Genomic DNA, 21319 nt, shown 5'->3' on the forward strand with positions numbered 1-21319 from the left:
GGGCGGGCGCATAGATCAGCGCCCCCTCGCCCATTATTGAAGGTCTCTCGCCATGCTGCCCTCCGCCACCCCCTTGGAAACCACGGACGGCCTCTTCTTCGGCCAGGAGAGCAGCACGCTCGACCGTGCCGCCGCCGAACGGCTGGTGCAGGAGGCGCTCGCCGGCGCGGAAGACGGCGAACTCTTCCTTGAATACCGCGAGAGCGAGGCGCTGGCGCTGGAAGACGGGCGCATCCGCACCGCCAGTTCAGATACCGCGCTGGGTTTCGGCCTGCGCGCGGTATCGGGTGAGGCGACGGGCTACGCCCACGCCGGCGAGATTTCGGAAGCCGCCCTTGGCCGCGCCGCAGACAGCGTACGCGCCGTCCGCTCAGGCCATAGCGGAGAGATCGGCGTCGCTCCTCAGGCCACCAACCAGCGCCTCTACAGCGGCGACAATCCGCTGCGCTCCACTGAATTTGGCACCCGCGCGGCCCTCCTCTCCGAAATCGACGCCTTCGCTCGCAGCCTCGACCCGCGGGTCACCCAGGTCATGGCGTCGCTTACCGGCGAATGGCAGGCGGTGCAGATCCTGCGCGCCGATGGCGGACGGGTCGCCGATCTCCGCCCGCTCGTGCGGCTCAGCGTCTCGGTCGTGGTCGAGCAGGACGGGCGGCGGGAGACCGGCAGCTTCGGTACCGGCGGGCGCTTCTCCTATGCTCAGATCATGGACGGCAGCGTCTGGCGCGCGGCGGCCGAGGAGGCCCTGCGCCAGGCGAAGCTCAACCTCGACAGTGTCCCCGCCCCTGCCGGCGAAATGGAAGTGGTGTTGGGCGCCGGCTGGCCCGGCATCTTGCTGCACGAGGCGATCGGCCACGGGCTGGAAGGCGATTTCAACCGCAAGAAGACCTCGGCCTTTGCCGGGCTTCTCGGCCAGCGGGTCGCGAGCCCCGGCGTCACGGTCGTCGATGACGGTACCCTCCCCGATCGGCGCGGCAGCCTGACGGTCGATGACGAGGGCACGCCCACCAGCCGCACCGTGATGATCGAGGACGGTATCCTGGTCGGCTATATCCAGGATCGGCTGAATGCGCGGCTGATGAAGATGCGCGCTACCGGCAACGGGCGCCGTCAGTCCTACGCCCATGCGCCCATGCCGCGCATGACCAATACGGTCATGCTGAACGGTGCACACACACCCGAGGAGATGATCCGCTCGGTGAAGCGCGGCCTTTATGCCGTGAATTTCGGCGGCGGCCAGGTGGATATCACCTCCGGCAAGTTCGTCTTCTCGGCAAGCGAGGCCTACATGATCGAGGACGGCAAGGTCGGTGCCCCGGTGAAGGGGGCGACGATCATCGGCAACGGGCCGGACGCGCTGACCAAAGTCACGATGATCGGCAACGACATGGCGCTCGACCCCGGGATCGGCACCTGCGGCAAGCAGGGCCAGGGCGTGCCAGTGGGCGTCGGCCAGCCGCATCTGAAAATGGCCGGCCTCACGGTGGGCGGCACGGCCCGCTAAGCGGCCCGACCTCCGTGCTGCCGCGAGATCGCCTCACTCTGGCGCGGGACGCGGCAAGCGGCATCGAAGCCATTCGCGCGCGCTTCATGGGCCATGCCTATGACCTCCACCGCCATGACGATTGGCTGATCGGCGTCACCGATCACGGTATTCAGGATTTCCACTGCCGGGGTGCGCGCCGGGTCAGCACCCCTGGACGTGTCATCCTCATCGAGCCGGAGGAGGCCCATGACGGTCAGGCTGGCTCGGCAGATGGATTTTCCTACCGGATGCTCTATCTGCCGCGCACCTGGCTGAAGCAGGCGCTCAGGGACGAAGCGGAAAACGATCCCGGCTTTGCCGCGAGCGTCTGTGACGATCCGGCCCTCGGCCACGCCATTCGCATTGCCTGCGACAGCCTACGCATCCCCAATGAGCAGCTGCGCCGGGACGCCGCACTCGATGCCGTGCTTGCCCATCTGCGTCCCCATCTGCTGCGGCCGAGCCGGATGAATCCAACCCACACCGCGCCGCGTATCGCCCGCAGGGCGCGCGCAAAGCTGCACGAGGCGATCGGCGAAGACATCGGTGCGGATGCCCTGGCCCGGGCGGCGGGTGCGGCTGACCGCTTCCAGCTGGCTCGCGCCTTTCGTGCCGCCTTCGGCTCGGCGCCTCATGCCTATCACCTGCAGATCCGCCTGGTCCGCGCCCGGCGGCTCCTGGCCAAAGGCCTCAGCCCCGCCGTCGTCGCCGCCGATTGCGGCTTCGCAGACCAGAGCCATCTCGGCCGCCGCTTCCGCGGTGCCTTTGGCATAACACCCGGTGCCTATCGCGCGCTCTGCACGGGCGTTCCAGACAAACGCCCAGCGATCGGTTGAAGTCCCGCCTCCCAGGAAGGGAGAGGGAATGTTCGATACCAAGGTCGCCATTCTGGTGCTGGAGGATCTGGCACAATGGCAGAAGCTGAACGTCACGGCCTTTCTCGCGACCGGAATTGCGGCGGCGGCACCGGAAGCGATGGGGGAAGTGTATGACGATGCCCTCGGCCGGCCGCATGGTCGGCTACTCGGCCAGCCCATTCTGATCTTCGCAGCGACGAGCCCGGTCCTGCGGCGCGCCTTCGCCCAGGCAATGGAGCGGGGGCTGAACCGTGCCGCCTATGTCCGCGCGATGTTCGAGACCGGACACGACGCCGCCAATCGCGCCGCCTTTCGGGCGGAGCCAGCGGAGGCGCCGGATCTCGTGGGCCTCGCGCTGCGCGGCCCACGCCGGGACGTGGACAAAGCCATCAAGGGTGCGTCGCTGCACCCGTGATGGATCAGGGGGTGATGCCGGCCGGGAGCGGCGGCAGCGCACTTGTGCCCGAGGAGGAGGGCGAGGCCGCAGGTTTCGTCGTCGTTGTGGTGGTGGTCGTCTGGGCGGGGGCAGCAGGCGCCGGTACTGACGGGGCCGCTGTCCCACCGGGCTGCGCCGGCACCAGGCGATAGGTCGTGTTGCCGCTGCTGCCGGCGGCGGTTCCAGCGGCCGGTGCTGTCGCGGGCACCGCCGGGGTCAGGGGCATCGGCGCGCCGGGAGCCGCGCTGGTCGCGGCCGGGGCAGAGAAGTTCTGGTCCGTCGGCACCGGGTTGCCTTCCGGGATGCCGAGGCTGCCACCCGGCATGGTCTCCGTGTTCGGCGGCATCGGCGCTGGCGCCGTCATGCCGGCGGGAGCGCCGAGAGTACTCGGCATCGGCGTTACCACGCTGGGCGTGACGCTGCCGGTCGCGGGCCCGCTGCCCGGTCCGCCAAGCGGCACGGCCTGCACCGGCGTCGGCGCGGACGGCCCACCGATGACGGCCGAGCTCCCACCCACCAGCCAGCCCGGCAGGTTCTGCCGGATCTGATATTCGAGTTCGACATTCTCGGCGTTCACCAGATCCTGGGTCATCGAATAGAGGAAGGCCCGCAGCGCATCCGGGCTCGTGTCGTCCGGCATGGTGCGTGTGCGGGTGACGCTCGCATCCGTATAGCCGCGCTGCCGGCCATCGGCCGAGGTCACGCTCAGGCGCAGCGAGATGTTGCCGACAACCGTGTCATTCACCTGGTTGAGCGAGGCGGCATTGATGGTGACGACGGCCGTGCCTCCCGATCCGCCGGCCACAAGCCGGTCCTGCACCATCTGCTCCAGCGCCTGCAGCGGCGCCTCGGGGCTGGTCCCATCCAGATTGGATCCGTCCTGCGCCGGGACGTAGCGGACATTCGTCTGAATAGTGGCGACGTTGAGCGAGATCGGCGCGAGGTAGTTATAGCGCAGCGGCGGAAAGGTCTGGGGCACGCCCTCATCGCCGCCGCATCCGGCTAGCAGGAGCGGCAGCGCGAAACTGGCACCGAGCAGCATGGGGCGGAAGATCGAGCGTCTCACCGTGGCAGTCTCCTATTGATCGGGCGAAGAGGATGGGGCGCCGCCGCGCAGATCGGCGCGAGGAAAGCGGAAGTCGATGTTGCAGAACTCGCAGGTCATGACGATATCGGCGCCGGTCGCCATCTCATCCAGCTCATCCGGGGAAAAGCGTTCGAGAATCCCGTTCAGCTTGGCGCGCGAGCAGCGGCAGCCGTAGCCCAGTGCGCGCGGCAGGTCGGCCGCGGCGCCCTCGGTATGAAAAAGCCGGTAGAGCACGGTCTCCGCCGGCAGCGTGTCGTCCAGCAATTCCTGCTCGGAGATGGTCGAGGCCAGGGTGACCGCCGTGTTCCAGGCCTCCTCCTGCTCCTCCTCGGAGAGGTCGAGATTGGCCTCGCCGCCCGAGGCGATGCGCTCAAGAATGAGGGCGCTCGCCCGCCAGCCATTCGCGGTCCGGCCACAGGCAAGGTGCAGCGCGCATCTGAGCTGCTCGCTCGTCTCGAAATAATGCAGCGCCATGTCGGTGAGGGACGGCCCCTCGATGCCGACAATGCCCTGATGGCGCTCGGTCTCGGGTCCCTGATCCACGGTGAAGGCGAGATAGCCCTGGCCCAGCAGATCGGCATCCGTTGCTGCCTCCAGATCGGGAAGCTGCGCCAAAGCCGAGGCCTCGGCGCGCGCATAGCCGCGCAGCGTGCCCTGGTCAGTGCAGTCCGTCAGCAGCAGATTGACCGGCCCGTCCCCTTTGGTCTGGAGGCTGAAGGTGCCGGTGAATTTGAGCGCGGTCGCGAGGGCGGCCGTCAGCGCCAGCGCGCGGCCAGCGAGCTCCGTCACCCGGTCCTCGTTTTCATGCCGCGTAAGCAGGGCATCCGCGAGGGCGCCAAGCCGCACCAGCCGGCCACGCACGGGCCGGCCCGGCAGGAAGAAAGGCGTGACACCGCGCGGCACGACAATATCCGGCACTTCGGGCCGGCTGCTATCGAGGAAGGCAGGAAATTCGTTCATAACCATCCCAATTAAGGGGCCTCGCGCCGTTTCGCCATCCGCCTCGCGCGAATTCCCGCTCCCCGCGCATGGGACAGGCTTTAAGGCCGCAGCCGTAACAGGGGAATGGGCCCAAGATTGACGTCTCCGTCATGAAGCGTGACGGGCGCCGCGAGCACGCCAGTTCCCGAAGCAGGGGTGAGGATACCAAGCACCGCAATCATGGCGCGGGCTTCCGGCACGGTCATGACATGCCTGGCCGCCAGCCGGTCCAGCGTGGGCCCGAGGCCACGGGCCTGCACCGTGATCTGACCCTCGGGCCGAAGGCTGGAATCGAGGCCGAAGAGGCCCTGGGCATCGAGCGTCAGCGGCCCGTCGCCGAGGTGGAACCGGTTCAGGGTCATGCTGCCGCCGGCCCGCACCCACGCGGCGCCGTTCTTCGCGGCACTGGCTGCGGCGGCCTGTACCGGCACCGGCCCGGAGAAAGCGAGATCGAACGCGAGCAGGGAGGGATTGCCGAGTGCTGCCATATGTGAAGGCGGCAGGCGGATGTCGTGGAACTCGGCGGCGACGGCCAAGGCCGGCGCCTTGGCATCGGCGGCGGCATGGAAGCGCAGGGCAGCCGCGAGACGGGCGATGGAAGCGGGCCGCACCTGGCCCTGGTGCGGGTCCTGGCCGGGCACGGCGGCCAGAAGATCCTCGGCCGCGAACTGCATGAGGCCGACCCGATCCCCCGGCAGCAGCGCCGCCTGCCCGGTGAAACGCTTGGCCTGGAAGGCGAGCGGCTGGCCGCTGTCAATGGTCAGGACCTGGCGACCGGTCACGGCAAGGGAAAGAGCATTCGGATGCCGGATATCCAGCGCCAGAGTGATCGATCCAGCGGCCCATCTCATCCCGCCGGGCACATAGGCGCTGCCGCCGGAGAGGGAGACATTGGCCAGCGCGACCCCCGCCGCCATGGGCCAGCCGGTCCGCCGCGGCGGATCGTGGCGGATCGTCCAGCCTTCTGCTTGGCGTGCCTGTTCCCAGGCGAGGACGTGGGTGATCAGCCGTCCGCTGACGATGTACCAGATGCCGGTCCAGGCCCCGCCCGCGACCAGCAGCAGCAGGATGAGCAGGACCAGGAAACGCTTGAGGCTTCGCCGCTTCTTCATGCACATCCATATCGCGATGCTGACGCTTGTCGCCACCCCGCCCGGCGCTTATGCCTCTGCGCAATCGATAGTGACCGGAGACCCAGATGGCCGCGAAGTCTGTGAAGAAAGTGGTGCTCGCCTATTCCGGCGGGCTCGACACCAGCGTCATCCTGAAATGGCTGCAGCAGACCTATGGCTGCGAGGTCGTGACCTTCACGGCCGATCTCGGCCAGGGCGAGGAGCTGGAGCCCGCGCGCCGCAAGGCCGAGATGGCGGGTGTGAAGCAGATTTTCATCGACGACCTGCGCGAAACCTTCGTGAAGGATTTCGTCTTCCCGATGTTCCGGGCCAATGCGCTGTATGAGGGCCAGTATCTCCTCGGCACCTCCATCGCCCGGCCGCTCATCGCCCAGCGCCAGATCGAGATCGCCGAGGAAGTTGGCGCCGACGCGGTGGCCCACGGCGCCACCGGCAAGGGCAATGACCAGGTGCGCTTCGAACTCGCCTATTACGCGCTGAAGCCGGATGTCACGGTCATCGCCCCCTGGCGCGAATGGGATCTCACCAGCCGCACCAAGCTCATCGAATTCGCGGAAGCGAACCAGATTCCCGTGACGAAGGATAAGCGCGGCGAGGCCCCCTTCTCGGTCGACGCGAACCTTCTGCACTCTTCCTCCGAGGGAAAGATCCTCGAAGACCCCGCGGTGGAAGCGGACGAGATCGTCTATCAGCGCACCATCAGCCCGGAAGCGGCGCCCGATGTGGCGACCACCATCACCATCGACTTCCACCAGGGCGATGCGGTGGCGATCAACGGCGTTGCACTCTCGCCCGCCTCGCTGCTGACCCAGCTCAATGCGCTCGGCAAGGCCAACGGCATCGGCCGGCTCGATCTCGTCGAAAACCGCTTCGTCGGCATGAAGTCCCGCGGCATCTACGAGACGCCGGGCGGCACCATCCTGCTCGCGGCCCATCGCGGCATGGAAAGCATCACGCTGGACCGCGAGGCGGCGCATCTGAAAGACAGCCTGATGCCGCGCTATGCCGAACTGATCTACAATGGCTTCTGGTTCAGCCCGGAGCGGCGGATGCTGCAGGCGCTGATCGATACCAGCCAAGCCTCCGTCACCGGCCGCGTGACGCTGAAACTCTACAAGGGCAATGCGACGGTGATCGGCCGCGAAAGCCCGAACAGCCTTTATTCCATGAAGGTGGTGACCTTCGAGGATGACCAGGGCGCCTATAATCAGGTCGACGCCCAGGGCTTCATCAAGCTGCAGGCTCTCCGTCTCCGCCTCGGCGCTGCCGCCGGGCGTAAGGGCGGCGGGCTGTAAGCCTCCACGTTCTTTGATTGGTCATCCCCGGGCTTGTCCCGGGGATCGACCCGCTCGGATATCAACACCCTGGTGTTTTGCGACCCTTTTTTCAAAAAGGGTCGCCCCCAAAAACGTCCGTTTGCTGACGATGCGACTCCGGCACCAGTTGTCCAAGTCCTCCGGCATTTCGCCGTGCCTTGTCACTTAGCGAGTATCGTCGTGCGACCTCTGACGACTCGCTTCTCCCACTTCTTCGCCACCATCTCGCGCTTCAGCCGGGACAGGCGCTGGAGCCAGAAGATGCCGTCGAGCTGGTCGATTTCGTGCTGCAGGCAGACCGCAAGCAGGCCGTCCGCCTCCTCGGTCTCCTCGACACCGTCGAGTGTCTGATAGACAACCCGCACCCGCGCCGGCCGCAGCACGATCTCGGAAACACCCGGCATCGAGACGCTGCCTTCCTCATGCCGCGCGGTCTCGTCTGACTGCCAGAGGATACGGGGATTGACGTAGATCCGCACCGCGCCGGGCGTGAGTTCCAGCACGGTCACGCGCCATGGCGCGCCGATATGGGGCCCGGTGATGCCAATGCCGGGGGCGGCGCGCATCGTCTCCAGCAAGTCGTCCGCCAAGGCGCGCAAGCCGTCGTCGAAGGCGGTCACGGCCTCCGCCTTCTGGCGCAGGCGCGGGTCGGGGAAGATCACAATGGGTTGGCTGGCCATGCCTCGGGTCTAGCCAGAAACCGCGCGGCAGGCGAGCCACCGGCGAACACCACCCCCCGGCGGGGCACCTGTTGTAACCTCTGTGGGAAGAGGAGGTCGCCATGGTCGCGTTAAACGGCTTGATCTTCGTGGCAACCGATCCTGCCGTCACCACCGAGCATGGCGGCCGGCGAGACCGCAGGCGCGGATGTCACCCTCTGGGTCCGGTCCTGGCGGTTCTGAAGAACGGAAAGGCTGGAGCGGGCGAAGGGAATCGAACCCTCCTAGCTAGCTTGGAAGGCTAGAGCATTACCACTATGCTACGCCCGCCCATGCGGTTCTCAATACCCGCCTTCAGGCGGAGACCGCAAGCGCCCGAAATTCATTCCTACCTGCCTTCATGGGCCGCCCGGCTGTCGGCCGGCGCTTCCGCGCGCTCCGTCATCCCGTAGTCGCGCAGAACCGCCGCCACACGCAGTCGATAGTCGCTGAAGACCCCGTCACGTCCTTTCGCCTGGGTGTCGCGATGGGCGGCCGTGTTGCGCCACGCCGCGACGGCCGCCTCATCACGCCAGAAGGAGAGCGACAGGAGTTTGCCCGGCTGGGCGAGGCTTTCGAACCGCTCGACCGAGATGAAGCCATCGATGCGGGCCAGTTCCGGCCGCAGCGCCGCCGCCAGGTCGAGGTAGTGCGGCTGTTCGCCCGGCGCCGGCCAGACCTCGAAGATGACCGCGATCATGGCCGCACCAGGGGTGCGTGGGGTGCGGACGCGAGATGCAGGAAGATCCGATCCTCCCGCAGGATGAACCGCTCTCGCTGGCTGAAGGCATAATTCTCCCGCCCGAGCGGATGATCTTTGAGCCGCATGCGATAGGCTTCGTATTCCGCGAGACCCTCGACGGAATAGACGCCATACGCCGTCGTCGCAGAGCCTTCATGGGGGGCGAAATAGCCGATCAGATTGGCGCCGCAACTCGGAATGGCCTGACCCCAGTTGCGGGCGTAGGCCTCGAAGGCGGCCGTCTTATAGGGGTCGATCTCGTAACGGATGAAGCAGGTGATCATCGGGGCCTCCCTTTTTTGATGGCCTTTCCTAACCGCTTCTGCGGCCTCAATGCTTCGGGCAGGACCGAAGCGGAGGCGTCTCGGGGAGAAAGGTCAGCCACCCGTCGGATGGCCGATGCCGAACTGGTCGTGCAGCGCACGCCACCCGGCGGGCGTGATCTCAAGCGCGCGCGAGCCCTCGCGCGTCCGCACCCAGTCTTCTCCCAAAGCATGACGGTAGAGCGCGGCCCCAAGCCGGCCAGCCAGATGCGGCCGCCGCTCGCTCCAGTCGAGACAGGGTCGGCAGAGCGGCCGGGCGCCGGCCGCGCCAACGCCGGCCGCGCCGATGCCGAAGCCAGCAAGCCGGTGCAGCCCCTCCGGCGTGACGAGCGCGCCATCCTCCGCGACTTCGACCCAGCCGCGCGCGACCATGACGTCCGCAAGGCTCACGCCGAGCCAGCCGGCGATGTGGTCGTAGCAGCTTCGTGCCATGCGGAGCTTGGCGTCGCGCGGGCCCGTCTGCACCGGCAGCGGCCTGGCATTGGCGGCCACCAGCATCAGACTTTCCAGCAGGCGCGCGACCTCGGGTGTCGCAAGACGGTGATAGCGATGGCGGCCCTGCCGGGTTACAGAAACCACGGCACCGCCCGCAAGCTGGGCGAGATGGCCGCTTGCCGTCTGCGGCGTGACACCCGCGGCCTCCGCCAGCTCGGATGCCGTCAGGGCGCGGCCGTCCATCAAGGCTTGCAGCATCGCGACGCGCGCCGGATCTCCGACAAGCGCGCCAATCTGAGCGATAGAGACTGTGGTCACCATCGAGGGTCCTCCGGTGACCGAACCTAGCACCCTCGCCGCGCCCATGGTTCGGCCATCACCGAAGCAAGCAGACCGAGCCTCAGACCACGCGGAAATTGCCGAAGGCCCATGGCTCGGCCTCGTCCAGCACTTCCGGGAACAGGCGTCCGCGATCCCGGAGCGGCGTCCAGTCCGAATAGACGCCGACCACCTCGCCCAGATAGGGCTGCGTGATCTCGAGAATGCGCTCATGGTCGATACCGTCGGGCTCGATGATGCCGGCGCGCGGATTTTCCATCGCCCAGATCACGCCCGCCAGCACCGCGGCCGTCACCTGCAGGCTGGTCGCGTTGTTGTAAGGCACCAGGGACCGCGCCTCGTCGATGGTCAGACGGGACCCGTACCAATAGGCGCCCTTGGCATGGCCCATCAGCAATACGCCGAGTTCGTCGGTCCCCGAAATGATCTCATCCATCATCAGCCGGGTGCGGCTCTGCATCTGCCAATTCTTGCCCGCCAGTTCATGGACGGAGAGCACGGCATCATCGGCCGGGTGATAGGCGTAATGAACGGTCGGGCGATAAGCGACATCCTCGCCGTTCTTCACGGTGTAGTAGTCGGCGATCGAAATCGATTCGTTATGGGTGATCAGGAAACCGTGGAAAGGACCTTCCAGTGGTGTCCAGGTGCGCACGCGGGTCGAGGCGCCGGGACGTTCCAGATAGATCGCGGCACCCGAGCCGAAGGCATGGCGGCGCGCATCGGCGGGCCAGGCCGGCTCATGGGTGCCCCAGCCGAGTTCCGCCGGCTGGCAGCCCTCGCCCACGAAACCGTCCACCGACCAGGTGTTCACGAACTCGTCGCGCTCCTTCGGGATATCGGCGACCTGGGTATCGCGCTCGGCGATGTGGATGACCTTGACGGAGAGTGTCTGCGCAAGCGCGCTCCATTCCGCCCGCGTCGTCGGCACGGTCGTAACCAGCCCCGTGTCCTGTGCGAGGTTCAGCAGCGCCTGCTTGACGAAATGCGAGACGAGGCCGGGATTGGCGCCATGGGTGATGAGCGCGGTCGGCCCGGCATTGCCGCTCTCGCGCAGGGCGAGGGCGGATTCGCGCAAGCCATAGTTCGACCGTTCCGACGCCGAAAGTGTGGTGTCCGTATAGCCGCCGGCCCAGGGTTCGACGCAGGTATCGAGATAAAGGGCGTCCAGCTCCCGGCAGAATGTGATGAGGGCGACCGACGAGACATCAACCGAGAGGTTGAGCAGAAAATCGCCCGCGCCCAGAAGCGGCGAGAGAATCTCCCGGAAATTCTCCCGCGTCAGAGGCGAGACCAGATAGGTCACGCCCATGGACTCAGCCACCGCGCGGCCGCGCTCGTCGGAATTCACAATGGTGATCTGGCTGGGCGCCAAGTCGATATGGCGCAACAGCAGCGGCAGAACACCCTGGCCGATACTGCCGCACCCGACCATGACCAGACGAGCCGAAAAGGAAACGTGCTTCACGTGGCGGACTCCCGAAGAGGAAGAAAGGCAAAAAGCGGCCGTCAGGCGGCAAGTGCCAGAGGCAGGTCATCGCCGGGATGGCCCGGCGTCTGCAGCATAGGCCCGTCCGTGACCTCTACCATTTCGGCCTGGTCGAAGCCGTTGAACTGGGTCGCGAGGCAAGCGCCATAGGCACCGAGCTGACCGACCTCGATCCAGTCGCCCTCGCGGATATCCTCGGGCAGCCAAAAGGGGCCCTTCATATAGTCGGCGCTGTCGCAGGTCGGGCCCCAGAAAGCGAAGGGCGCGAGCGCGGCGGCGGTGCTGCCCTCAGCGCGGACAAGACGCACCGGGAAACGGAAGCCTGGGGCGCCAGCATCGGAAAGGCTGCCATAGACGCCGTCGTTCACATAGAGCGCCTCTCCCCGCCGCGCCTGCACCTGCAGCACGACGGAGGTGCCGGCCGCCACGAGCACGCGGCCCGGCTCAGCCCAGAGTTCGGCGGCCGGCAGATCCAACTCATCGAACGCTGCCTCGATCTCGGCAAAATAGGCGCCGAGCGGAGGCGGGTCGAGATCAGGGTAGCTGACCGGAAAGCCGCCCCCGACATCGACGATTTCGATGGCGACGCCGGCCGCGCGGATGACGTCCCCGGCAAGGGCCAGCGCGCGCCGGTAGGCGAGCGGCTCCATGCATTGCGAGCCGACGTGGAAGGATACCCCGAGGCGCGCCGCCAGCGGCCGCGCCGCGCGCAGCAGATCCACTGCCTCCTCGAAGCCAGCGCCGAACTTGCCCGACAGATCGTAGAGCGCGCCGCCCTTGGGCAGTGCCAAGCGCACGACAAGGCCGAGATCGGCGGCACCGCCGATCTCCTCCAGGATCTTCGCAAGCTCGGCCGCGCTATCCAGCACGAAATCGCGCACACCCTGGCGAAGATAGGCGTCGGCGATGGCCGGGCGAGATTTCACGGGATGCATGAAATGAATGATCGCGTCCGGAAACAGGCCGCGCACGAGTGCCACTTCACCGGCCGAAGCGCAGTCGAAATGGCGCACGCCACCCTCCCAGAGGGCGCGCAGCACGGCGGGCTCCGGGTTGCATTTCACGGCATAGAGGGTGGTGCCCGGGAAGCTCTGCACGAAGCGCTCGGCGGTGGCGATGAGCAGGCCAGGGCGCAGGCAATGCACCGGATCGGCCGGCTGCAGGACGCGCACGGCATCCTCCACCCGCATCGGCCGGAGGGTGGTGGCAACGGAGCCGGGCAGCGGAAGGGCAAGGTTCCGGGGGCGGAAATGGCTCATCGGACAATCCTCCTAACACCCGCAATTGCCTGCGAATGTGACGTGTTGAACAAGGTTCGGTGGATAGGGGGACCCGGCGCCGCGCGCAGAGCGCGGGCGGCAACGGAGGGCGCAGACGGTCAGGCCGGTCTCAGACCGGCAGGAACGTCAGACGGTTGTGCGATGAGGGAGCATCGCGCCGTGCGGAACAGAAAACATATCCGTTTCCCTTCAGGACACCGGTCAGTATTGGGACCGGTTGGACCAAAAAGGACGCGTTACGTCGTTGCTGTGCCCTAAAGGGCTCGCGGCACGTGCGGGTTGCGTCAAGGCTTGCGCCGGATCGCGGCGCGGCGCCTGATATAGAGCCTCCTGCGCGAAATGGGATTGCCGATCTCGCCCCTCGGTTATGCTTCTGCCGCGCAACTTCGATCCAAGACTTGCCTTGAGCGAAAGTCGCGTCGCAGGATGGCAGTTCCTAATGGGCCATTTAAATGTTGCCAGATCGCGCGACGCGACCGACCGGCGAAGAATCCGGGCAACCGACCCCGGTTCATCAAGCCGCCGTGCAACCGGCGGCGCAGACCTTTGGCGTCGCCGCCACGGCCGATCGGGCGCTCGACATGCTCGCCATCCCGGCCTTCCTGCTCGGCGCGGACACTCGCATCCTCGCCCGCAACACGGCGGGCAGGCTCCTTCTCCAGCGCTCGCCAGCCTTCTTCGACAATCACGGCAAGCTTGCTATCCGTCGCACCAATGACGAGGCGGCGCTGACGGAGGCGGTGCAGCGCTGCGCCGAGAAGCATGAGCCGGTCCTGCTGCGCTTCCTCACGCGGCAGGAGGAGGCGAGTGCGCTGATGCGCATCGAACCGCTGGCGGGGAAAGACATGGTCACCGCCTGCATCACCGAACTGCGCGCGCCTCTTCTACTCGATGCCGGCTGGTCCCGTGCCGCCTTTGGATTTTCGCCGCAGAACGCCGCCCTTGCCGAGAGCCTCGCCGTCGGTCGCAGCCTCGCCGAATTCGCCGCCACCGAAAGCCTGCCTATCGGCACGGTGCGCACCCGGCTCAAGAAGCTCCTGCAGCAGACAGGCACCTCCTCCCAGGCTCAGCTCGCCGCCATGCTGCTCCGCGCCTCGGGGGTCATGGCCGGCGCAGAGGGTCTGCCGATGGCCCGAAAAGGGCGGAAAACCCCCTGACAACGGCGCCCGCCGCCCGTTTGACCTGCAGCCGCTTCGCGCTATGGTGCCCGCCTGATCGGATGTGGACGAACCATGCGGTGCCTGAGTCGTAAGCTTGCTCACGGATACAGATCGCACCGATCTGAGAGGAGCTTGCCTGATGCTCATTGCCGGTGACGTCGGCGGGACGAAAACCCGCCTCGCCCTTATTTCGGCCGATAAAGGCCCACGCGAATTCGTCGCCGAGGAAGAGTATCCCAGCCAGGACTTTCCCGGGCTGCAACCGATCATCGAGGCCTTCCTCGCGACCCATCGCGCGGAAGTGACCTCCGCCTGTTTCGACGTTGCCGGGCCGGTGATCGATGGGCATGCCCATCTCACCAACCTCCCCTGGAATCTCGACGAGAAGATCCTGGCGCGCGACCTCAAGCTCGAGCGCGTGACGCTGCTTAACGACCTCAAGGCCATTGCCCATGCGGTGCCGCATCTCCTGCCGGAGGAGACCGCCGTCATCAATGCCGGCCGCGCGGTCGAGCATTCCGCGATCGGCGTCATGGCGCCGGGCACGGGCCTCGGCGAAGCCTTCCTCATCTGGTCGGGCGAGAAATACATCGCCTGCCAGTCCGAGGGCGGCCACACCGATTTCGCCCCGACCAATCACATCCAGGACGGCCTCTGGTCCTATCTGACGGACCGTTTCCGCCACGCGGCCTACGAGCGGGTCTGCGCCGGCTCCGGCCTGCCCAATGTTTACGATTTCGTTCGCTCCCGCGATCCGGCCTCCGAACTGCCGGCATTCGCGACAGCTCTGCACGGCGCCCGGGACCGCACGCCACTGATCGTCGACGCGGCGCTGAACGACCCGGACAACAACCCGCTCGCCGCCGAGACGCTGCGCATCGTCATCGACGTCTGGGGCGCGGAAGCTGGCAATCTGGCATTGAAAGTGATGGCTACCGGGGGCATTTATCTTGCTGGCGGCATGCCGCCGCGCCTCGTGCCGCAGCTGCAGGACGGAGCCTTCATGCAGGCTTTCTCGGCTAAGGGCCGATTTGCCAATATGCTGAGGGCCGTTCCGGTACATGTCATCATGATCAATGCCGCCCTGCTTGGCGCCGCCATCTACGGGCTGGAGCAGGCGGCCTCGGCGTCGTAATCGCCGCCCGAAGGGTGTAATCTGCCCTGGAGCGCTGCAACGTGCCGGACCCAGACGAGACGACACGCCCATTCGGCAACCGATGAAGGACCCGATCCATGGTTTCGACCGCACCCAAGGACCTCAACGCCCTCGGCCAGAGCCTGTGGCTGGACAATATCACCCGCGACCTCCTCGATAGCGGCACGCTCAAAAGCTATATCGAGACCAAGTCCGTCACCGGCCTGACCTCGAATCCCACGATCTTCGACAACGCCATCTCCAAGAGCAGCTGGTACGACGCGGAAATCCATCGCCAACTCGACGCCGGACACAAGGGCGAGACGCTCTTCTTCAACATGGCGATCCAGGATCTCTCCCGCGCCGCCGACCTTTTCCTGCCGATCCACGAGCGCACCGGCACGGTGGACGGTTTCGTCTCCCTCGAAGTTTCGCCGCTCTTCGCCTACGACACCCAGGCGACGGTGAAGCAGGCCCAGGAGCTGCACGCCCAGGCGGCAAAGCCGAACCTTTTCATCAAGATCCCGGGCACCCCGGAAGGCCTGCCGGCGATCGAAGACGCGATCTATGCCGGCGTGCCGATCAACGTGACGCTGCTGTTTTCGACCGACCACTACCTCGCCTGCGCGGAAGCCTATATGCGCGGCCTCGAGCGGCGCGTGGCCGAAGGCAAGTCGCCGGATGTCCGCTCGGTCGCCTCGCTCTTCATCAGCCGCTGGGACACCTCGGTCGCCGACAAGGTCCCGGCCGGGATCAAGAACACGCTCGGCCTTGCCATCGGCCAGCAGGCGTACAAGGCCTATCGCGATGTGCTCGCCAGCGACCGCTGGCAGCGCCTTGAGAACCTCGGCGCCCGTCCGCAGCGCCTGCTCTTCGCCTCCACAGGCACGAAGGACAAGAACGCCTCCGACACGCTCTACATCAGCGGTCTCGCGGCGCCAAACACCGTCAACACCATGCCGGAAGGCACGCTCCTCGCCTTCGCCGATCACGGCAAAGTGGCCGGCGTGCTGACGCCGGATGGCGGAGACTTCTCGAAGGTGCTGAAAGCGCATCAGGATGCCGGCGTCGATCTGACGGCGCTGTCCACGGAACTGCAGTCCGCCGGCGCCAAGGGCTTCGTGAAGTCCTGGCACGAACTGATGGCGGCGATCGACAGCAAGTCCAAAGTCCTGAGCTGACCGAGACCAGCCTGAGGCGTCGTTCTTCGTCAGGAACGACGCCGCTCCGCCGACCGGCTTCTCCCTCCCTGCGCGGCTCCCGCGCAGGGAGTTTTCATATCCGGCTCAGACCTAACCAAAATGGGCAACTGTTACGGTAGCAAAAGACCTGGGTAGAAATTCCGCATGGTCTCAGTGCTGAACCTCCTCATGCGGCAGCGACGGACCCACGAACCAAAAGCAGGCTGATCGGGATTTCCGCGGAGGGAGGAGCGACCGTCTTGCTACAGACCGACATGCAGCGCCGCTTGGCGGCGGAATTCTTCGGCACATTCTGGCTGGTCTTCGGTGGCTGCGGCGCGGCTATTTTTTCGGCAGCCTTCCCGCAGCTCGGGATCGGTTTCCTGGGCGTCGCCCTGGCCTTCGGGCTCACGGTTCTCACCATGGCCTATGCCGTCGGCCATATCTCAGGCGGCCACTTCAACCCAGCGGTGACAGTCGGGCTCTGGTCCGCCGGGCGCTGCTCCAACAAGCACGTGGTGCCCTATATCCTGGTGCAGGTTCTCGGCGCGCTCCTCGCCTCCGCCGTGCTTTATCTGATCGCCTCCGGCAAGCCGGGCTGGGTCCCGGAAGGCTTTGCCGCCAATGGCTACGGCGATCTCAGCCCCGGCAAATACGCCATGCCAGCCTGTTTCCTGGCCGAATTCGTCCTCACCTTCTTCTTCCTGATGATCATCATCGGCACGACGTCCAAAGGCGCCGCGGTGGGTTTCGCCGGGATCCCGATCGGCCTCGCCTTGACCCTGATCCATCTGGTCTCGATCCCGATCACCAATACCTCCGTCAACCCGGCCCGCAGCACCGGGCCTGCGCTGTTTGCAGGCGGTGCCTATACGAGCGAACTCTGGCTGTTCTGGCTCGCGCCCCTGCTCGGTGGGCTGGCCGCAGGCGTGCTGGCACGCATTCTCTGGGAACCGATCACGATCACGGAGACCACGGCTCTGGTTAAAGAGAGCCACGGGGTTTAGGCGATATCGGACGGGCTTTACCCCGGCAGAGCGAGCAGCGCCTGGGCCGTGGGCTCGTCCGTCACCAGCGTCGTCACATAGCGACCAGTGAGCAGGGCGCTGATCGGCGCTGCCTTGTCATGGCCCGCGGCAACGCAGATGCGTTCCGGAATGCGCGCGATCTCCGGCACTGTCATGCCGATCAGCCGCCCATCCAGCGCACCCGGCACCACCCGACCCGCGGCATCGATGAAGCGCCCTGCCAGCACGGCGACCGCTCCCTTTTCGAGATAGGGTGCGGCCTCCTCCGGCGACAGGAACCCGGTGTCGAAGGCGGTGGAGGAGGCGGCGACACTGCCCACGCCATAGATGATGCGGTTGCAGCTACTCATGATCCGGAACTGCTCGATGAGCGTCGGCTCCTTCATCAGCATCCTCTTGACGCCCGGGCTCGAGACAATGCCCGGCGCATGCAGATAGATGCAGCGCGCGCCGATGCGGTTGGCGATGTTGGAAGCGCAGGCCTCGGCCGAGAAGCGATAGGTGCCAATGGCGCTGCCGGTGATCTGCACCACCGAGACCTGCGGCAAATCCCGCTGCGGCATGGCCTGGGAGAGTGCCAGCACCGTCCGCCCCCAGGAGACGCCGAGCACGTCGTCGGGCTGCAGCTTCTCCGCCAGCAACCGCGCCGCCGCGCGGCCCACCCGCTCGTGGTCGGCACTGCGCCCGTCATCCCCCGGCGCCACAAGGCATTCGGCGATTCCGAAGCGTTCCATGATCGCGCGGGCGAGGGTCACGCTCTGCAGATGGCGGGGTGCGACGGAGATCGAGACCGTGCCGTTCTCGCGCGCTTCCTGCAGCATGGTCACGACGCTGCCACGGGAGATGCCGAGCGTGCGGGAGATTTCCTCCTGCGTCAGCCCTTCCTCGTAATAGAGCCAGGCTGCCCAGACGGTTGCATCACCCGCGAATTCCGCAGGCACACTCAGCGCGTTCCGCCGCATGCGGACGGGCGCCTGCGTTTTTGTTTCGGCGTCCTTGGCGTCGGGCATGAAGGGCTCCGTCATCACCGCACAACTTTGTCAGAGTAGATTGACATCTGTCTACAGCCGCTCCTAGTCTCGGCGCAGAAGAACAGCCGCGGCAAGCGGGTTTTGGAACACGGCGTGGAATAGCATGAAAAGTCTTTGGTCCGATGAGGATGCACGCGCCTGCGTCGCACATTACGCCGCCCAGGGCATCGGTGAGGATCTGGCGCTGCGCACCTACACGTCGCGGCTGCTCGGCAGCGTGCCCTGGCTTGTCATGCATGGCGGCGGCAATACCTCGGTGAAGACCCGCCTGCCCGATCTCTACGGCGACATGGTCGACGTGCTCTGCATCAAGGGCAGCGGCCGCGACCTCGCGGTGATCGAGCCTGACGGCCATCCCGCCGTGCGCCGTGCGCCGCTGGACCGCCTGCGTGGCCTCGATCGCCTTTCGGACGAAGGGATGGTTAACGCTCAGCGTCAGAACCTGCTCGACACGGGCGCGCCCAATCCCTCCGTCGAGACGCTGCTGCATGCCTATCTGCCGCATAAATTCATCGACCATACCCATTCCGTGGTCTCGACCGCGATTGCCTGTCTGCCGGACGCGGAAGAGGTCTGCCAGCGCATCTTCGGCGGGCGCGTTGCCTTCGTGCCCTACATCATGCCGGGCTTTCAGCTCGCCAAGACCGCGGCCGAGGTCTTCGACCGCGATCCCTCCGTGCAAGGCCTGCTGCTCGCCAAGCACGGCATCTTTACCATGGGAGAAACCGCCCGCGCGGCCTATGAGTTGATGATCGAAATGGTCACGCTCATGGAGCGCTACGTCGTGGAGAACGCGCGGGAGACCCCGGCGCTCGCCCCTGTCTCGCTACCCGCAGAGCCGGCGCGGGCCAGCGCCATTTTCCCTGTCCTACGGGGCATTCTGGCGAAGATGGCGCCTTCCGGCACGGCCAAACGGTGGCTGCTCAACCACCGCACGAGCGACCGCATCCGGCGCTTCGTCGATGGTGCGGGCCTATCGGATTACGGCAGGCGGGGGGTCGCTACCCCCGAGCAGGTCATCCGCATCAAGTCGGGCCCCGCCATCCTGCCCGCCGCCGATGCAACGGACCTTTCCATCTGGAGTGCTGCGACCGAGGCCGCGATTGCGGACTTCATCGCGTGCTACAGGGATTATTTCGAGCGGCACAATGCCCGCGTGGGCGGCATCAAGAAGCCGCTCGATCCCCTGCCCCGCGTCCTCGCAATTCCCGGCTTCGGCATTGTCGGCATCGGCAAGACGGCGGCGGAGGCCCGCGTCTCCTCCGACGTCGCCGAAGCCTGGATCGACGCCGTACTCGACGCGGAAACCGTGGGTCGTTTCGAGTCCATCAGCGAGGCCGACCATTTCGACATGGAATACTGGTCGCTGGAACAGGCGAAACTCGGTAAGGGCGCCGAGAAGCCGCTGGCGCGCCGGATCGTCGCCGTTACCGGTGGCGGCGGCGCAATCGGTGCCGCCACGGCCCGTGCCTTCGCGGCCGCGGGCGCCGAGGTCGCGGTGCTCGATCTGGACGAGACGGCCGCACAAGCCACGGCCCGCGCGATCGGCGGCCACGCCCTTGCGCTCGGCTGCGACGTGACGGACCCCGCGAGCGCCGCCCGCGCCATCGCGGCGATCCTCTCCCATTTCGGCGGACTCGACATTCTCGTCTCGAACGCCGGGTCAGCGCTCACCGGCATGATGGCGGAGATGCCGGACAGCACGCTGCAGAAGAGCTTCGCGCTCAACTTCTACGGCCATCAGGCCATGGCGCAGGGCGCGGTCGCGGCGATGAAGACCCAGGGCTTCGGGGGCGTCCTGCTCTTCAACGTCTCGAAGCAGGCGGTCAATCCGGGGGTCAATTTCGGAGCCTACGGCACCGCCAAGGCGGCCCTTCTCGCCCTCGTCCGGCAATATGCGCTGGAGCACGGCCGCGACGGCATCCGATCCAACGGCATCAATGCCGACCGCATCCGCTCCGGCTTGCTTTCTCCGGAGATGATCGAGGCACGCGCCGCCGCTCGTGGCGTGACCGAGGCGGACTACATGGCCGGCAACCTGCTCGGCGAGGAAGTGACGGCCGATGACGTGGCGCAGGCCTTCGTTGCCTCGGCCCTGCTCACCAAAACTACCGGCAACATCATCACGGTCGACGGCGGCAATGTGGCCGCCATGTTGAGATGATGAGACAATAAACACCGTTGCGCCTATCCGATGGATCACAGAATTCACGGCAAAAGAACGGAAACATGTCCGAGACAGTACAGCCGACCTATGACGTAAGCGTTGTGGGACTTTATTGCATCGATATCCTGGGGCGCCCCGTGCGGCGCATCCCCGATGGCGGCAACGCGGATTTCATCGATGAAATCCGCATGACGGTTGCCGGCACCGCCGGCGGCACCATCGTCGACTGCGCAAAGCTCGGCCTCAAGGCACTCGCCGTCGGCGCGGTCGGCGAGGACGAGAAGGGTTTCTTCGTCCGCGCGACGCTGGAAGGCTTCGGCATCGATACCAGCGCCATGCAGCGCTACAAGGGCGTGCATACGGCGGCTTCCATCCTCGCCGTACGGCCGAATGGCGAGCGGCCCTGCCTGCATGTGCGCGGCTCTTCGGACGCGTTGCTCATCACCGAAGCGGAATATCCCCGCGTGCTCGATGCCCGCTTCGTCCATATGGGCGGCAATGGGCTGCTCGGCAAAATGGACGGCGAGCCGACGCGCGCCCTGCTGGCCGCGGCGAAGGCCGCCGGCCGCATCACGACATTCGATCTCATCTTCGCGGAAGCCGCGCTGATGGAGAAGATCAAGCCGGCCATGGCCCATGTCGACTACTTCGTGCCGAGCATCGAAGAGGCGTCCGCCCTCTGCGGGCACGAGAAACCGGAGGACGCTGCGCAGTATTTCCACGACCTCGGCGTCGGCACCTGCGTGCTGACCATGGGTGGCGACGGCGCCTTCATCTCGACCGGTGAGACCCGTTTCACGCTTCCCGCGCATGACATCAGGGTCGTCGATACGACAGGCTGCGGCGACGCCTTTACCGGCGGCCTCATCGCCGCTCTCTCCCATGGCTGGGACATCGAGCGTGCGGCCCGCTTTGCCGGCGCCTGCGGTGCGCTGGTCGCAGGCGGTCTCGGCTCGGATGCCGGGATCGTGGACTT

Annotated in this window: 20 protein-coding genes and 1 tRNA gene; 10 read left to right on the plus strand and 11 right to left on the minus strand. The window is 66.4% G+C overall.

The genetic code is table 11. The features are described 5' to 3' along the window. Positions 1-52 precede the first annotated feature (52 nt). Genes tldD through VL752_RS03260 form a run of 3 tightly spaced genes read left to right on the plus strand, consistent with a single transcriptional unit; the run spans position 53 to position 2797 of the window. On the plus strand, positions 53-1504 hold the full coding sequence (gene tldD, locus VL752_RS03250; RefSeq protein WP_325352305.1) for a metalloprotease TldD: 1452 nt from the start codon (positions 53-55) through the stop codon (positions 1502-1504). A 14-nt stretch (positions 1505-1518) separates the two neighbouring features. After that, the gene (locus tag VL752_RS03255; protein WP_325352306.1) at positions 1519-2361 is read left to right on the plus strand and encodes an AraC family transcriptional regulator; all 843 of its coding nucleotides are present in this window, start codon (positions 1519-1521) and stop codon (positions 2359-2361) included. Between the two features lie 28 nt (positions 2362-2389). Continuing rightward, entirely contained in the window at positions 2390-2797 is a 408-nt protein-coding gene (locus VL752_RS03260; RefSeq protein ID WP_325352307.1) for a DUF2000 domain-containing protein, read from the plus strand. A gap of 4 nt (positions 2798-2801) precedes the next feature. Here the strand turns inward: VL752_RS03260 and VL752_RS03265 are convergent, their stop codons facing one another. From VL752_RS03265 to VL752_RS03275, 3 genes are all read right to left on the minus strand, one after another. Then, a complete protein-coding gene (locus VL752_RS03265) occupies positions 2802-3884 on the minus strand; it encodes a hypothetical protein (RefSeq protein WP_325352308.1) in 1083 nt (360 codons plus the stop codon). A 12-nt stretch (positions 3885-3896) separates the two neighbouring features. Next, the gene (locus VL752_RS03270) at positions 3897-4865 is read right to left on the minus strand and encodes an Hsp33 family molecular chaperone HslO (RefSeq protein ID WP_325352309.1); all 969 of its coding nucleotides are present in this window, start codon (positions 4863-4865) and stop codon (positions 3897-3899) included. 80 nt (positions 4866-4945) lie between these two features. Further along, entirely contained in the window at positions 4946-5998 is a 1053-nt protein-coding gene (locus VL752_RS03275) for a DUF2125 domain-containing protein (protein WP_325352310.1), read from the minus strand. A gap of 86 nt (positions 5999-6084) precedes the next feature. Here VL752_RS03275 and VL752_RS03280 point away from each other — a divergent pair, with 86 nt between their 5' ends. Further along, positions 6085-7314 carry an argininosuccinate synthase gene (locus VL752_RS03280; protein ID WP_325352311.1) on the plus strand — a complete coding sequence of 410 codons (1230 nt, stop codon included), beginning with the start codon at positions 6085-6087 and terminating at the stop codon, positions 7312-7314. Positions 7315-7496: 182 nt separating this feature from the next. Here the strand turns inward: VL752_RS03280 and VL752_RS03285 are convergent, their stop codons facing one another. The 7 genes from VL752_RS03285 to VL752_RS03315 all read right to left on the minus strand — a co-directional run bounded on the left by VL752_RS03285 (position 7497) and on the right by VL752_RS03315 (position 12620). After that, entirely contained in the window at positions 7497-8015 is a 519-nt protein-coding gene (locus VL752_RS03285) for a peptide deformylase (protein ID WP_325352312.1), read from the minus strand. A 235-nt stretch (positions 8016-8250) separates the two neighbouring features. Further along, positions 8251-8324, minus strand: a tRNA-Gly gene (locus VL752_RS03290). Between the two features lie 58 nt (positions 8325-8382). Continuing rightward, positions 8383-8733, minus strand: a complete 351-nt coding sequence (locus VL752_RS03295) for an antibiotic biosynthesis monooxygenase family protein (protein ID WP_325352313.1) — start codon at positions 8731-8733, stop codon at positions 8383-8385. Beyond that, positions 8730-9059 (minus strand): NIPSNAP family protein, encoded by a 330-nt coding sequence (locus tag VL752_RS03300; protein ID WP_325352314.1) that lies wholly within the window; start codon positions 9057-9059, stop codon positions 8730-8732. Before VL752_RS03300 ends, VL752_RS03295 begins: the two co-directional genes overlap by 4 nt. Positions 9060-9152: 93 nt before the next feature. Further along, on the minus strand, positions 9153-9854 hold the full coding sequence (locus VL752_RS03305; protein ID WP_325352315.1) for an ArsR/SmtB family transcription factor: 702 nt from the start codon (positions 9852-9854) through the stop codon (positions 9153-9155). Positions 9855-9933: 79 nt separating this feature from the next. Next, positions 9934-11340, minus strand: a complete 1407-nt coding sequence (locus VL752_RS03310) for a homospermidine synthase (protein WP_325352316.1) — start codon at positions 11338-11340, stop codon at positions 9934-9936. Positions 11341-11381: 41 nt separating this feature from the next. Then, a complete protein-coding gene (locus tag VL752_RS03315; protein WP_325352317.1) occupies positions 11382-12620 on the minus strand; it encodes a type III PLP-dependent enzyme in 1239 nt (412 codons plus the stop codon). 473 nt (positions 12621-13093) lie between these two features. On the opposite strand from VL752_RS03315, the gene VL752_RS03320 reads away from it, so the two are divergent. From VL752_RS03320 to aqpZ, 4 genes are all read left to right on the plus strand, one after another. After that, positions 13094-13798 carry a helix-turn-helix transcriptional regulator gene (locus VL752_RS03320; RefSeq protein ID WP_325352318.1) on the plus strand — a complete coding sequence of 235 codons (705 nt, stop codon included), beginning with the start codon at positions 13094-13096 and terminating at the stop codon, positions 13796-13798. Positions 13799-13940: 142 nt separating this feature from the next. Beyond that, entirely contained in the window at positions 13941-14936 is a 996-nt protein-coding gene (gene glk / locus VL752_RS03325; RefSeq protein ID WP_325352319.1) for a glucokinase, read from the plus strand. A gap of 98 nt (positions 14937-15034) precedes the next feature. Further along, on the plus strand, positions 15035-16117 hold the full coding sequence (tal, locus tag VL752_RS03330) for a transaldolase (RefSeq protein WP_325352320.1): 1083 nt from the start codon (positions 15035-15037) through the stop codon (positions 16115-16117). Positions 16118-16377: 260 nt separating this feature from the next. Next, positions 16378-17124, plus strand: a complete 747-nt coding sequence (aqpZ, locus tag VL752_RS03335) for an aquaporin Z (RefSeq protein ID WP_325352321.1) — start codon at positions 16378-16380, stop codon at positions 17122-17124. Positions 17125-17141: 17 nt separating this feature from the next. Here aqpZ and VL752_RS03340 read toward each other — a convergent pair whose 3' ends face one another. Continuing rightward, a complete protein-coding gene (locus tag VL752_RS03340; RefSeq protein WP_325352322.1) occupies positions 17142-18155 on the minus strand; it encodes a sugar-binding transcriptional regulator in 1014 nt (337 codons plus the stop codon). Between the two features lie 124 nt (positions 18156-18279). On the opposite strand from VL752_RS03340, the gene VL752_RS03345 reads away from it, so the two are divergent. Then, positions 18280-20340 (plus strand): bifunctional aldolase/short-chain dehydrogenase, encoded by a 2061-nt coding sequence (locus tag VL752_RS03345; RefSeq protein WP_325352323.1) that lies wholly within the window; start codon positions 18280-18282, stop codon positions 20338-20340. A gap of 65 nt (positions 20341-20405) precedes the next feature. Continuing rightward, positions 20406-21319 (plus strand): carbohydrate kinase family protein (locus VL752_RS03350; RefSeq protein WP_325352324.1); only part of this gene is annotated, 914 nt, incomplete at its 3' end.

This window comes from Acidisoma sp., assembly GCF_035492295.1.
In the GTDB taxonomy this organism is placed as follows: domain Bacteria; phylum Pseudomonadota; class Alphaproteobacteria; order Acetobacterales; family Acetobacteraceae; genus Acidisoma.